Annotated in this window: 9 protein-coding genes; all 9 read left to right on the forward strand. The window is 52.5% G+C overall.

What is annotated here, in order from left to right; translation table 11 throughout:
• Positions 1–116 precede the first annotated feature (116 nt).
• The 9 genes from glyQ to JOD24_RS01650 all read left to right on the forward strand — a co-directional run bounded on the left by glyQ (position 117) and on the right by JOD24_RS01650 (position 13,797).
• Positions 117–1,004, forward strand: coding sequence for a glycine--tRNA ligase subunit alpha (gene glyQ, locus JOD24_RS01610; RefSeq protein ID WP_380162579.1), 888 nt, complete (start codon positions 117–119; stop codon positions 1,002–1,004).
• Positions 997–3,087: a glycine--tRNA ligase subunit beta gene (gene glyS, locus JOD24_RS01615; RefSeq protein ID WP_380162580.1), complete on the forward strand. Its 2,091-nt coding sequence runs from the start codon at positions 997–999 to the stop codon at positions 3,085–3,087. The genes glyQ and glyS overlap by 8 nt, the downstream gene beginning before the upstream one ends.
• A gap of 167 nt (positions 3,088–3,254) precedes the next feature.
• Positions 3,255–3,890, forward strand: a complete 636-nt coding sequence (ccpN, locus tag JOD24_RS01620; protein ID WP_429246193.1) for a transcriptional regulator CcpN — start codon at positions 3,255–3,257, stop codon at positions 3,888–3,890.
• 22 nt (positions 3,891–3,912) lie between these two features.
• Positions 3,913–4,740 carry a pyruvate, water dikinase regulatory protein gene (locus JOD24_RS01625; RefSeq protein ID WP_380162646.1) on the forward strand — a complete coding sequence of 276 codons (828 nt, stop codon included), beginning with the start codon at positions 3,913–3,915 and terminating at the stop codon, positions 4,738–4,740.
• Positions 4,737–7,373, forward strand: a complete 2,637-nt coding sequence (gene ppdK / locus JOD24_RS01630) for a pyruvate, phosphate dikinase (RefSeq protein ID WP_380162581.1) — start codon at positions 4,737–4,739, stop codon at positions 7,371–7,373. Before JOD24_RS01625 ends, ppdK begins: the two co-directional genes overlap by 4 nt.
• 338 nt (positions 7,374–7,711) lie before the next feature.
• Positions 7,712–9,544 carry a DNA primase gene (dnaG, locus tag JOD24_RS01635; protein WP_380162582.1) on the forward strand — a complete coding sequence of 611 codons (1,833 nt, stop codon included), beginning with the start codon at positions 7,712–7,714 and terminating at the stop codon, positions 9,542–9,544.
• Positions 9,545–9,577: 33 nt separating this feature from the next.
• Positions 9,578–10,696, forward strand: coding sequence for an RNA polymerase sigma factor RpoD (gene rpoD / locus JOD24_RS01640; protein ID WP_380162583.1), 1,119 nt, complete (start codon positions 9,578–9,580; stop codon positions 10,694–10,696).
• A 224-nt stretch (positions 10,697–10,920) separates the two neighbouring features.
• Positions 10,921–12,063, forward strand: coding sequence for an acyl-CoA dehydrogenase (locus tag JOD24_RS01645; protein ID WP_380162584.1), 1,143 nt, complete (start codon positions 10,921–10,923; stop codon positions 12,061–12,063).
• Positions 12,064–12,147: 84 nt separating this feature from the next.
• Complete coding sequence (locus tag JOD24_RS01650) at positions 12,148–13,797, forward strand: AMP-binding protein (RefSeq protein ID WP_429246186.1); 1,650 nt, start codon at positions 12,148–12,150, stop codon at positions 13,795–13,797.
• Positions 13,798–14,041 lie beyond the last annotated feature (244 nt).

Genomic DNA, 14,041 nt, shown 5'->3' on the forward strand with positions numbered 1-14,041 from the left:
GAAACAGCTGACCGGTCAAATAGGGTGGAACCGCGGGAAACCTCCCGTCCCTATGGGAGCGGTGTATGCTTCCGAGGGGTGGTAGGTTTTTTTATGCTATTTTGGAGGTGGGATGAATGAACATACAAGAGATCATCTTGAAATTGCAATCCTACTGGAGTGCCAGAGGCTGTGTTCTGGCTCAACCCTATGATGTGGAAACCGGAGCAGGAACCATGAATCCGATGACCTTTTTGCGGTCACTGGGTCCGGAACCTTGGAAGGTGGCTTATGTGGAACCCTCCCGACGTCCAGCGGATGGCCGCTATGGGGAAAATCCGAACCGGGTCTATCAGCACCATCAGTTCCAGATGATTATGAAGCCCTCCCCAAACGATATACAGGAATTATATCTTCATAGCTTAGAAGAGCTGGGGATCAATCCGTTGGAGCATGATATTCGGTTTGTGGAGGACAACTGGGAAAATCCCGCTTTGGGAGCGGCAGGACTGGGATGGGAAGTTTGGTTGGACGGAATGGAAATCACCCAATTCACCTACTTTCAACAGATCGGCGGGTTGGAAGCGTCTCCGGTGACCGTGGAGATTACATACGGACTGGAACGCCTCGCTTCTTATATCCAGGACAAAGAAAATATTTATGATCTGACTTGGGTGGATGGGGTCACCTACGGGGATATCTTCAAGCAGTCGGAGGTTGAACATTCCAGGTACTCATTTGATGTCTCTGATACCGATCAGCTCTTTCGCTGGTTTGACGCCTATGAAAAGGAAGCCGGGCGGGCACTGGATGAACACTTGGTTTTCCCAGCCTACGATTATGTGCTGAAGTGTTCCCACACCTTTAACCTCCTGGATGCTCGGGGGGCGATCAGTGTCTCGGAGAGGACAGGCTATCTGGCCCGGGTACGGGGGCTGGCGCGCCGCTGTGCCAAAACCTATGTGGAGGAACGGGAACGCCTTGGATTTCCGATGCTGAAAGAGGGAGGGATCCAGCATGGCTGAACAAAATTGGTTGGTGGAGATCGGCTGTGAAGAGATCCCCGCACGTTTCGTGGTTAGCGGGGTACAGCAGTTACGGGAGAAATTGACCCGATGGTTAGAAGAGAACCGACTTTCTTTCGGTGAAGTGCACATCTATGCCACCCCACGTCGTCTGGCTGTGCAGGTGGAAAATGTGGCGGATGCCCAAGCCGATGTGGAAGAAGAGGTTCGCGGCCCTGCCAAGCGAATCGCAGTTGCAGAGGATGGGAGCTGGACAAAAGCGGCGCAAGGTTTTGCCCGTAAGCAGGGCATCGGCCCAGACCAATTGCAATTACGCGAACATAAAGGGGAAACCTATGTTTTTGCCCACAAGCATCAAAAAGGAAAACGGACTGCCACCTTGATCGAAGAGGGGTTGGCAGACGTCCTCAAGGGACTCCATTTTCCCAAGGCAATGCGGTGGGGCAATCGTCGGACACGGTTTATTCGCCCGGTACGGTGGCTGGTCTGTCTCTTTGGAGAAGAAGTGATACCGGTAGAGTGGGCGGGTGTGACCGGCGGGAATCGCACCTTTGGACACCGGTTTCTGGGTGGACAAACCGAGATTAAACAACCAGTGGACTATGTAGAGACGCTTCGTCAACAGAAAGTGATGGTTGACATCGAGGAGCGACGGAAAGAGATCCGCCAGCAACTCCGGCGGATGGAGGAGCAGAAGGGATGGCGGATCCCCGTGGATGAAGAGTTGCTGGAGGAGGTCACCCATTTGGTGGAGATGCCCACCGCTCTTTCCGGCTCTTTTGATGAGCGGTTTCTTGAGCTGCCAGAAGCCGTTCTGATTATCACGATGCGGGAGCATCAGCGCTATTTCCCGGTCAGGGACCAAAACCACCGTCTGTTACCTCATTTTGTCACCGTTCGAAACGGCGACAGCCGGGCTTTGGAGAAAGTGGCCAAGGGCAATGAAAAAGTGTTGTCCGCACGCCTGGCGGATGCCCGCTTTTTCTATGAAGAGGATCTGAAATTGTCCATCTCCACTGCGGTGTCCAAGCTGGATCAGGTGGTCTATCTGGAGGGATTGGGCAGTGTGGGAGATCAGGCACGGCGGATCCGGAAGCTGACGGAAGAATTGGCGGATCATCTGGGTCTGGAGGATTCGGAACGGAGCCGGCTGTTCCGTGCGGCGGATATCTGCAAGTTTGATCTGTCTACCCAGATGGTGGATGAATTTCCCGAGTTGAGCGGGGTAATGGGTGAGGACTATGCCCGTCGGGCAGGGGAAGATCCGGAAGTGGCTCAGGCGATCAAGGAGCATCATTATCCCCGTTTTGCCGGTGATCGCTTGCCTGAAGGGCAATTAGGGGCTTTGATCAGTCTGGCAGACAAAATCGATGCGGTCGTGGCCGCCTTTTCCCTCGGCATTCAACCCACAGGGTCCCAGGACCCCTACGGTTTGCGCAGAAAAGCCTCCGCAGTGGTTCATATTTTGATGGATCGGGACTGGAGTCGATTGCCCTTGTCGCTGCTGATCGACCTCTCTCTAAACCGCCTGCAAGCCGATGGCTGGCTGCAACGGGAGAGGGAGCAAGTGAAAGAAGAGGTCTCTGCCTTCTTCCACCTCCGTCTGAAAGGGGCGTTGCAGGAAGAGAAGATCCGTTATGATCTGATCGATGCAGTCCTTCTCTCCGATCTGTCAAGTCCACAAATGATGTTGGAGAAGGCACGGGTACTGATGGATGCGGTAGCCCGGGAAGATTTCAAAATGATTGTCGAAGGGTTCAGCCGAGCCTCCAATCTGGCTGCCAAAGGCGGGTCAGAACTGCAGGTCAACCGGGATCTGTTGGAGGTATGGGCGGAACGGCAGTTATACGCTTCCATCCGCTCCGCTACCGAAGATTTCACTGCGGCAGAGGAGAAGCTGGATGCAGAAGGCATGTTTGCTGCCATCGCCAAACTGGCTCCAGCCATTCACCGGTTTTTTGACGACGTGATGGTCATGGTGGAAGATGAGACGACCCGTATCAATCGTCTGGCTTTACTTCAGGAGACGGATCGCTTGACGAAGAGGTTTGCTGCCTTTAACAAAATCGTGTTTTCATCCTGAATCAATTCTGAAAAGGGACGGTACAGACCGTCCCTTTTTGTTTAAAAAATCGCCTTGAAAACAGTTGCGAAAAACCCAGCTCCAATATAGTATATACTATATCTAGATGAGTGCATTAAGTATGACATATAGTTGGATCGTGTTTTGCGTGAAGGGGGTGCAACCCAATTCAGCTTTCGGAACGCCAGGAGATAATTATACGCATCGTAAAAGATGAAGGTCCCATCACTGGGGAGCAGATCGCGGAGCGACTCCATTTGACCCGGGCTACTTTGCGGCCGGATCTGGCCATCCTGACGATGGCTGGTTTTTTGGATGCCCGACCACGGGTGGGATATTTTTATTCGGGTAAGACAGGGAATCAGCTGTTGGGTGAACACATCCGCAAGTTGACCGTGAAGGACTATAAGTCCGTCCCTGTGGTCTGTCAAGAGGAAACATCTGTCTACGATGCGATTTGTACCATGTTTCTGGAAGATGTGGGAACCTTGTATGTTGTAAAAGAAGGGGGGCTCCTCGTCGGCGTGATCTCCCGCAAGGATCTGCTGAAGAGTTCTATGGGAAATCAAGATCTGCAAACCATTCCGGTGGGAGTGATCATGACCCGTATGCCCAATATTATCAGCTGCCGTTTGGAGGACTCCCTTTTGGATGCGGCCAGCAAATTGATTCATAACCAAGTGGACTCCCTGCCTGTGGTCAAAGATGAAAAAGGCGGGGACCAACTTGAAATTGTGGGACGGATCACCAAAACGACCATCACCAAAGCCTTTGTGGAACTGGGAGAAGGCTCGTCTGTCTAAGAGTGTCAGGGGGGGGAGAGTCATTTCAAGTCAACTGCATGCACCTGTCGTCTATGTCTTGTCCGATTCGATCGGGGAAACTGCAGAATTCGTGGTCCGGGCGGCAACCAGTCAATTTAATGGGGGAGATGTGGAGATCCGACGCACCCCCTATGTGGATGACAAAAAAACAATCCAGGAGACGGTGGAAGCCGCTGCCGAAGCGGGGGGGATGATCGCTTTTACCATGGTCGTCTCCGAATTGCGGGCATATATCTTGAAAATGGCGGAGGAGCACGGGGTTCCTGTCGTCGATATTATGGGGCCGATGCTCCGGGGTTTGGCAGAGCTGTATGAACGAGAACCCAGACGGGAACCGGGATTGGTCCGCAAAATGGACGATGATTACTTTCGTAAAGTGGAAGCGATCGAATTTGCGGTCAAGTACGATGATGGGCGGGATCCCCGGGGAATCCTGCGGGCCGATGTGATCCTGATCGGAGTGTCCCGGACATCCAAGACGCCCTTGTCTATGTACTTGGCTCACAAGCGACTCAAAGTGGCCAATGTGCCCCTGGTTCCTGAAGTGGAACCTCCCGATGAGCTGTTCATGGTACCTACTGAACGTTGCATCGGGCTCACGATCGAACCGGATCAGTTGAACGGGATTCGGAGAGAGCGCCTCAAGTCCTTGGGTTTGACGGCCCAAGCCAACTATGCCAATATGGAGCGCATTCTTCAGGAGTTGGAATACTCGGAACAAGTGATGAAACGGGTAGGGTGCCCGATTTTAGATGTTTCTAACAAAGCAGTGGAGGAGACGGCCAACATCATTCTCGACATGTTGCGAAAAGGAGGCGGTCCACAGTGAGCCAAGCTGTGATCCCCTTTCTGGAAGGTGGACTCGGTCGGAAAGATTTGATGGGAGGCAAGGGAGCCAACCTGGGGGAAATGACAAAGGCAGGGCTTCCGGTGCCCCAGGGATTCACTATTACCACGGCCGCCTGTCTCGAATACTATGCGTCGGGACAATTGTTGACCGAGGAACGGAAACGGGAGATCCGCCAGGCCCTGTCTGCTCTAGAAGAGCAGACAGGCAAAAAATTGGGAGATCCGTCAGATCCCCTGTTGGTCTCTGTACGTTCTGGTGCGGTCATCTCCATGCCAGGGATGATGGATACCATTTTAAATCTTGGGCTGAATGATGAAACCGTGCAAGGGCTGGAGGCATTGACGGGGGATCCCCGTTTCGCCCGGGACTGTTACCGTCGTTTTATCCAGATGTTCTCCGATGTGGTGCTGGGGATCCCCCTTTATCGGTTTGAACGGGTGATCGAGAGCAAAAAAGAGGAGCTCGGGATTCAATCGGATATAGAAGTATCTGCCGAGGATTGGGGGTCGGTGATCGAATCCTTCAAGCAGATCGTTCGAGAAGAGACAGGGGAGCCCTTTCCACAGGACCCCATGAACCAGCTGTACCAGTCGATCCTCGCTGTGTTCGATTCCTGGAACAACCAACGAGCCCGAATCTACCGCAAGATACACCAGATCCCTGATGATCTCGGCACAGCGGTTAACGTTCAGAGGATGGTTTTCGGTAACATGGGCAATGACTCGGGAACAGGTGTTGCCTTCACCCGTAACCCCTCCACTGGAGAAAAACACCTCTACGGGGAGTTTCTAATCAACGCCCAGGGGGAGGATGTGGTGGCCGGCATCCGTACACCGGAACCGATCGCCGCCTTGTCCCAGCGTTTGCCCCGGATCTATGAAGAATTCCGCAGGATCAGCACCCAGCTGGAGGTGCATTATCGGGATATGCAGGATATCGAATTCACCGTGGAACGGGGCAAGCTCTATATTCTGCAAACCCGCAGTGGCAAAAGAACCGCCCGGGCGGCTGTGAAAATCGCTACTGACATGGTAGAAGAAGGTGTGATCGATCAAAAGACGGCATTAAAGAGAGTGGATCCGGAACAATTGGATCAGCTGTTGCACCGGCGAGTGGATCCCGATGCCTCATTGGATGTGCTGGTCAAGGGACTGCCTGCCTCCCCCGGCGCCGCTTCAGGGCAGATCGTCTTTGATGCGGACACCGCGGAATGGCAAGCCCAGAAGGGGAAAGAAGTGATCCTGGTCCGGATGGAGACGACACCGGAAGATATCCATGGGATGGTCAGCGCACGGGGGATCTTGACTAGCCGGGGCGGGATGACCAGCCATGCCGCCGTGGTAGCCCGCGGCATGGGTAAACCTTGTATCTGTGGCTGTGAAACTGCTCAAATCGATTCCAAAAAGAAAGAGCTGCGCATTGGAAGCGCTTTGTTACGAGAAGGGGATGTGCTGTCCATCGATGGCGGAACCGGGGAAGTGATCCGGGGCGAAGTCCCTTTGATCGATCCGGAGCTGTCTGAGGAATTTCAACGATTACTCCGATGGGCTGACGAGGTTCGCAGACTCGGGATTCGGACCAATGCCGACACCCCGGAGGATGCGATCCAAGCCCGGGAGTTCGGGGCGGAGGGAGTGGGCCTTTGCCGGACGGAACATATGTTTATGGCTACGGACCGCGTTCCGCTGGTACGGGAGATGATTTTGGCGGAGACCACCGAGGAAAGACAAAGGGCTCTCGCCAAACTCCTTCCCATGCAGACAGCAGATTTTGCGGGAATCTTTCGGGCGATGGAGGGCCTTCCCGTCACGATTCGGCTCCTGGATCCCCCTCTTCACGAGTTTCTCCCTAATCTGGAAGATCTTTTGAGCGAGCGGGTTCGATTGCAGGTGACTGAAGGAGTGGATCAGAAGCTTATTCAAGAGAAAGAGGAACTGTTGCGCAAAGTTCGGAAACTCCATGAATCGAATCCGATGCTGGGGCATCGTGGCTGTCGCCTTGGTCTGATCCATCCCGAAATCTATGCCATGCAGGTAGAGGCGATCTTTCAGGCGGCGACGGAAGTGATCGGGGAAGGAATTGCGGTTCAGCCTGAGATTATGATCCCGCTGGTAGGTCATGTGAATGAGCTGAAGGAGATGCGCAAACTGGTGGAAGAGACAGAGATTCAAGTGGCGCAGCGGTCTGGAAAGAGCATCCCGTATACAGTGGGGACGATGATCGAAGTGCCGCGGGCAGCCCTGACTGCCGCTGAAATCGCAGAGGAAGCCGACTTTTTCTCCTTTGGAACCAACGACCTGACCCAAACCACCTTCGGTTACAGCCGAGACGATGCGGAAGGGAAGTTTCTTCACCACTATATCGAGGGGAAGATCCTGCCCGAGAATCCCTTCATCCGTCTCGATTCGGATGGGGTGGGACGCCTGGTCTCCATCGGGGTTCAAGAAGGTCGGAAAACCAAGCCCCATCTGAAGACAGGGATTTGCGGTGAACATGGAGGGGAGAAACATTCCATCCATTTCTGTCACAGGGTTGGATTGGATTATGTGAGTTGCTCCCCCTTTCGGGTACCTCTGGCCCGGTTGGCAGCCGCTCAGGCCGCACTCTCCTGATCTGTAGCAGGACCTCTGCATTACGAAAGATTACGAAACACCCTTGGGGTGTTCTTTTTTTGCTCTGGAACCACCTTTTTTGCTAATGTCAAGGTCTGGAAGGTTTTTTTTCACTTAGCCGCGTATAATACATAAGAACGAGGAGCCTCTGTACAAGGTTCGACAAATTCGGAAACCGGGTAAGAAATTGGATGGTGGAAGGAATCCCGATCATGTTGTAGAATTGGAAGATATGAGTTTGTCAACTCAAATGCTTTCCATATTTTACTTACTCGGGATATGGAGGACTTTGACGAATTTTGGCGAACAGGTATATGTTTGGAGAAGGAGGTGATTTCATGAGGGGACGAATTCCCGATGAGGTCATCGACCAAATCCGGGATCACTTCGATATTGTCGATGTGGTGGGGCAGACGGTCCAATTGAAGAAAAGTGGGCGAAACTTTTTTGGTTTATGTCCGTTTCATTCTGAGAGAACCCCCTCCTTCTCCGTTTCCCCTGATAAACAAATTTACTATTGTTTTGGTTGCGGAGCCGGTGGAGACGTGATCCGTTTTTTGATGGAGACAGAGCAGCTGACCTTTGTGGAGGCGATCACTCAGCTGGCGGATCAGGCAGGGATCCAAATTCCCCGGAGTCAGAGGGAGAACAGTCAGGACCCAGAAGAGGAGAAGCGGCAACAACTTCGAAAGGTGACGGAATTGACCGCTCGTCTGTATCATCATTTGTTGCTGGAGAGTGATCAAGGAGCACAGGCACGAGAGTACCTACTGAAACGAGGTATCACTCGGGAGACGATGGAAGAGTTTCAATTGGGATTCTCCCCGGATTCTTATCATTTTCTCCACTCTTTTCTCAAGCGGCGGGGGGTGGATGAAAAGACGGCAGTGGAAGCGGGATTATTGGTGGAAAGAGACCCTTCCCGAGGACCTTCTGGATGTTTTGACCGCTTTCGGGGGCGAATCATGTTTCCCATTCACGATACCCAGGGGCGGGTGATCGCCTTTGGGGGGCGGGTATTGGGGAAAAGCCAGCCTAAGTACCTGAACAGCCCTGAAACCACACTGTTTTACAAAGGGAAATTTCTTTACAATCTTCACCGCGCGCGAAAAGCAGTCCGGAAGGCGGAGACAGCGATCCTTTTTGAAGGATATATGGATGTGATCTCCGCTTGGCAGGCCGGGGTGTTTAACAGTGTGGCCACTTTGGGAACAGCTTTGACCGAGTCCCAAGCCCGGGTGATCCGTCGCAATGTCGGCACCGCCCTCATCTGTTACGATTCCGATCGAGCCGGACAAAACGCGGCAGACCGGGCTGCGGAGGTGTTGAAGGAGCAAGGGTGTGTGGTCAAGGTGGCCCAGATGCCCCCAGGAATGGATCCTGACGATTATGTACGTTCCCGCGGGGCCGCTTCTTTTTCCGAGGATGTGATTGCACAGGCCCTTCCTTATGTCGCCTTTAAGCTGGAGGCGCTGAAAGCGGGGTTCAATCTGCAGGATGAGGAAGAAAAGATGAGCTATCTCACCCGAGCGGTGGAGGTGATCGCAGAATTGCCCCGCGCGATCGAACAGGATCACTATCTGCGACGGCTGGCAGAAGAGTTTCACCTCTCTTTGAATGCTCTCAAACAGGAACTTCGATTGAGTATATCGAAGAAGAGAGGCAGTAACGGGGATAAAGGAACGGGGAAGTGGAATAATGGATATCACCCAGGCAAACACATGGTCGGTCATCAACGGCGCCCGCTGGCCCATGAATTGGCGGAACAACGCCTGCTGGTAGCGATGATGCAGGATCGGAGTGTGGCGGATCGGGTGCTGAAGACGGTGGGGGCCGATTTCAACATCGAGATTCACGCCGCCATTGCTGCTTATCTTTACTCTTATTACTCCGAAGGGCATCCTGCGGATCCTGGAGGGTTTCTCCGTTACCTGAAAGACGATCGACTGTTGCGGGAAGCCAGCGGGCTGGTGATCCTGGATACACCGGAGGTGACGGAAGAGGAGATCTCCGATTATATCCGACATATATGCAATTATCCCCTTCATAAAGAAATTGAACGAAAAAAAGAGCAGGTCAAGCAGGCAGAACGAGCTGGTGACATTGCGGAAGCCGCCCGTCTTGGGGTTGAACTGATTCGTTTAAGGGAAAAGGTTCATAAACAGGCTTGAAGCAGTGGGATCAGGGAAGGAGGGAACCGCAAGTTGGCAAATGAGCAAAATGTGGATGTGGAACACGAGCTTACCCTGGAACAAGTGAAGGATCAACTGACGGATCTGGGGAAAAAGCGTGGGGTTCTGACATATAAAGAGATCACTGATAAGATGTCCGCCTTTGATCAGGAACCACAACAGGTGGATGAGTTTTTTGAAGCTCTGCATGAACAGGGAATCGAGGTTCTCAACGAGGACGATGAACCGATGGAATTCTCCGAGGAAGAGGATAAGGAGAATGACGAACTGTTGGAGGATGACCTGAGCGTTCCTCCCGGTGTCAAGATCAACGATCCTGTCCGGATGTACTTGAAAGAGATCGGCCGGGTTCCTCTGCTGTCTGCCGAAGAAGAAGTGGAGCTGGCCAAGCGGATCGAAGAGGGTGACGAAGAAGCCAAACGGCGTCTGGCGGAGGCCAATCTCCGACTGGTGGTCAGCATTGCCAAGCGGTATGTAGGCCGAGGGATGCTGTTCCTCGATCTGATCCAAGAAGGGAATATGGGTCTGATCAAGGCAGTGGAGAAATTCGACTTCCGTAAAGGATTTAAGTTTAGCACTTACGCCACTTGGTGGATCCGGCAGGCCATCACCAGAGCGATTGCAGATCAAGCCCGGACGATCCGGATTCCGGTGCACATGGTGGAAACGATCAACAAACTGATCCGGGTTTCGCGTCAGCTGTTGCAAGAGCTGGGCCGGGAACCTTTGCCGGAGGAGATTGCCGAGGAGATGGATCTCAGTCCGGAAAAGGTACGGGAGATCATGAAGATCGCCCAAGAGCCGGTCTCTCTGGAAACCCCGATCGGTGAAGAGGACGATTCCCATCTCGGCGATTTCATCCCTGATGATGATGTCCAGGCACCGGCGGATGCCGCCGCATACGAGTTGTTAAAGGAACAGTTGAAGGATGTGCTGGACACATTGTCTGACCGGGAAGAAAATGTGTTGCGCCTCCGGTTTGGATTGGATGACGGTCGCACCCGGACCTTAGAGGAAGTGGGAAAAGTGTTTGGCGTCACCCGGGAGCGGATTCGTCAGATCGAAGCCAAGGCACTTCGTAAATTGCGCCATCCCAGCCGTAGTAAGCGATTGAAAGATTTTCTTGAATAAGATGTGTACAATCTTCTGGAAAAGCACTCCGATGATGGGTGCTTTTATTTTTTTGCTGGCGTTGTGGTTCAATTTTATCCCTTTTCCGAACCCGATGCAAATCTTGTATGAAGGAGAGAATCAGTCGAAACAAGTACATTCTAAAAATTCTTGAAGGAAAATCCCACTCAAACTTATAATAAAGAATGAAAGCGCTCTCATCAAGAGGAACAGGAGTGGAGAAAATGAATTTTGATTTGTCAGAAGAACAAAAGATGGTCCGCAAGTTGATGCGCGATTTTGCCGAAGGGGAAGTGGCACCGGGGGCTGATGAACGAGACCGAACCCAAACCTTTCCCGTAGAGATATTTCGGAAGATGGCGGAGTTGAATCTGATGGGTCTCCCCTTTCCAGAAAAATATGGGGGCGGTGGAGCTGACTCGATCAGTTTTTCCATTGTAGTGGAGGAGTTGTCCCGGGTTTGCGCCTCCACAGGAATCACTTACTCTGCCCATATCTCATTGGGGTGTGCTCCTTTATACCTCTTTGGAAACGAGGAGCAGAAGCAGAAGTACCTCGTTCCCTTGTGCAAGGGAGAGAGCCTAGGCGCCTTCGGTCTGACGGAACCTAACGCCGGTTCCGATGCAGGTGGTACCCGAACTACAGCGATTCGCGAAGGAGACGACTGGGTGATCAACGGTTCCAAATGTTTCATCACCAATGCCAGCTTTGCCAAACATCTGGCTCTGACGGCGGTAACGGGGAGAAAAGAGGATGGGTCCCCGGAGATCAGTGCCGTGATTGTTCCCACCGATGTAAAGGGTTTCCGTGTGTTGGATTCCTATGTGAAAATGGGACTTCACAGTTCCAACACTACTGAGCTGGTTATGGAAAATGTGCGGGTTCCCTATGAAAACACTTTGGGTCGGATAGGAGAAGGATTCAAACAGTTTTTGATCACACTGGACGGAGGTCGGATCGGAATTGGAGCGATGGCGGTGGGAATCGCTCAGGGGGCTTATGAGGCTGCACTTCAATATGCAAAGGAACGGCAGCAATTCGGCCGCCCCATCTCCAAGTTTCAGGTGATTCAGCATAAGCTGGCGGATATGGCGATGAATATCGAGTTGGCACGAAACATGGTTTACAAGGCAGCCTGGCTGAAGGATCAAGGGCGCAAATTTTCGAAAGAGGCGGCCATGGCTAAACTTTTTGCCTCGGAGATCGCCATGGGGATCTGCAATCAAGCAGTGCAGATTCACGGCGGTTACGGTTATATGCACGAATACCAGGTGGAACGGTTTTTCCGGGACGCCAAGTTAACGGAGATCGGTGAAGGCACTTCTGAAATTCAACGGATGGTGATCGCCCGGGAAATCGGTTGTTGAAAGGAACCATCTGCATGCTTTGTCCCTCTGTGAGGGGCATTTTCTAAATAATTATCTGAAAAATCGAATCAGGAGGGGACGGGGATGGCGGATTTGCTCCATGTCACGATGGGTGATCTGTTAGATGAGGTGGTTTCCAAACAGGGAGATCAGGAAGGAGTGATCTATCCAGAAAAAGATCTGAGATGGACTTATCGCCAATTCCGTGAGGAGTGCAATCAGGCAGCCAAAGGCTTGATGCAATTGGGGTTGAAAAAGGGGGACCATCTGGCGATTTGGGCTACCAACCATCCCGAATGGTTGGTTACTCAGTTTGCCACTGGCAAGATGGGGGCTGTCTTGATTACGGTCAACACCAACTACCGGACCCAGGAATTGGAGTATTTGCTCTGGCAGTCTGATACGGAGACGTTGATTTTGATGAAGGAATTCAAAGGTGCCGACTATGTGGAGATGCTCTATGAGATTTGTCCGGAACTGGCGGATTCCGAACCGGGACAATTGTGTTCAGAGCGACTTCCCAAACTGAAAAATGTGATCTTCCTCGGGGAGGAAAGGAAGCCGGGAATGTTTCTATGGTCAGATCTCCTCCAGATGGGAGAACGTCTCGCTGATTCGGTGCTGGCGGAGCGGCAAGCCTCTCTGCATCCCGATGACGTGATCAATATGCAATATACCTCCGGAACCACCGGTTTTCCCAAGGGAGTGATGCTCACTCACCATAATATTATCAACAATGGCCGCAACATTGCCGAGTGTATGAAATTGACTCCAGAGGATCGCATGTGTATCCCAGTTCCCTTTTTTCACTGCTTCGGGTGTGTGCTGGGCATTCTCGCTTGTGTCAATGCCGGCTCTACGATGGTGCCGGTGATTCAGTTTGATCCTCTCACTGTACTCCAGACAGTGGAAGCGGAGAAGTGTACAGCCTTGCACGGGGTGCCGACGATGTTTATTGCCGAGCTGAACCATCCTGAATTTTCCCGCTTTGATCTCTCCTCCCTGCGAACGGGAATTATGGCTGGTTCCAACTGTCCGATGGAAGTGATGAAGGGGGTGATGAATGACATGGGAGCCAGCGAGATCACCATCGCTTACGGCCAGACGGAATCCTCTCCCGTGATCGGTCAGACCCGGACGGATGACACCATGGAACGACGTGTCACCACGATCGGCAAGAAGCTGCCTCATGTGGAGGTGAAAATTATCGATCCCGCTACCGGGGAAGAAGTGAAGACAGGGGAACCAGGAGAGTTGTGCACCCGAGGCTACCATGTGATGAAAGGCTATTATCGAATGCCGGAAGCCACCCGTCAGGTTATCGATGAGGAGGGGTGGCTCCATACCGGCGATCTGGCCACTCAGGATGAAGAAGGGTATCTGAGAATCACGGGTCGGCTCAAGGATATGATCATTCGGGGCGGGGAAAACATTTATCCCCGGGAGGTTGAAGAGTTCCTCTACACCCACCCCAAAATCCTGGATGTCCAGATCGTCGGGGTACCTGATAAAAAATACGGGGAAGAGGTGATGGCTTTCATCCGTCTCAAGAAAGGGGAATCTCTCACCCTCGACGAACTTCGGGAATACTGTGAAGGCCGGATCGCCCATTACAAAATTCCCCGCTACATGAACATAATCGATACCTACCCCATGACGGCCAGCGGTAAAATCCAGAAGTTCAAGTTGCGGGAACAGGCGGTAGAGGTGCTGGGATTGGGGGTGAAGAGTTGAAGGGGTGGGATTAGCTACGGACTCCGGTGAGAGTCCGTTTTTCCCATTACGAACGGTCAGTAGGATACCCTCTGGGAAGAAGGAAGAGCAGAACTTTGACGCCGAATTGTGAAACCCCATCTCGACCGTCCAAGAACGCAATACATCATAATCAGGCGTGTTGATTAGCCATATTTTGGGTGGGGAGATCGTGTTCACCCACGCGACCGTTGCCATCCGGCAAGGAAGTGAAAACTGGCCGCTC

The sequence above is a fragment of the Kroppenstedtia sanguinis genome (genome assembly GCF_050433445.1).
GTDB classification, from domain to species: domain Bacteria; phylum Bacillota; class Bacilli; order Thermoactinomycetales; family DSM-45169; genus Kroppenstedtia; species Kroppenstedtia sanguinis.

Coding starts and splice junctions, on each gene's coding strand:
- glyQ (WP_380162579.1), top strand. CDS start 117: ATGAACATACAAGAGATCATCTTGAAATTGCAATCCTACTGGAGTGCC.
- glyS (WP_380162580.1), top strand. CDS start 997: ATGGCTGAACAAAATTGGTTGGTGGAGATCGGCTGTGAAGAGATCCCC.
- dnaG (WP_380162582.1), top strand. CDS start 7,712: ATGAGGGGACGAATTCCCGATGAGGTCATCGACCAAATCCGGGATCAC.
- JOD24_RS01645 (WP_380162584.1), top strand. CDS start 10,921: ATGAATTTTGATTTGTCAGAAGAACAAAAGATGGTCCGCAAGTTGATG.
- JOD24_RS01650 (WP_429246186.1), top strand. CDS start 12,148: ATGGCGGATTTGCTCCATGTCACGATGGGTGATCTGTTAGATGAGGTG.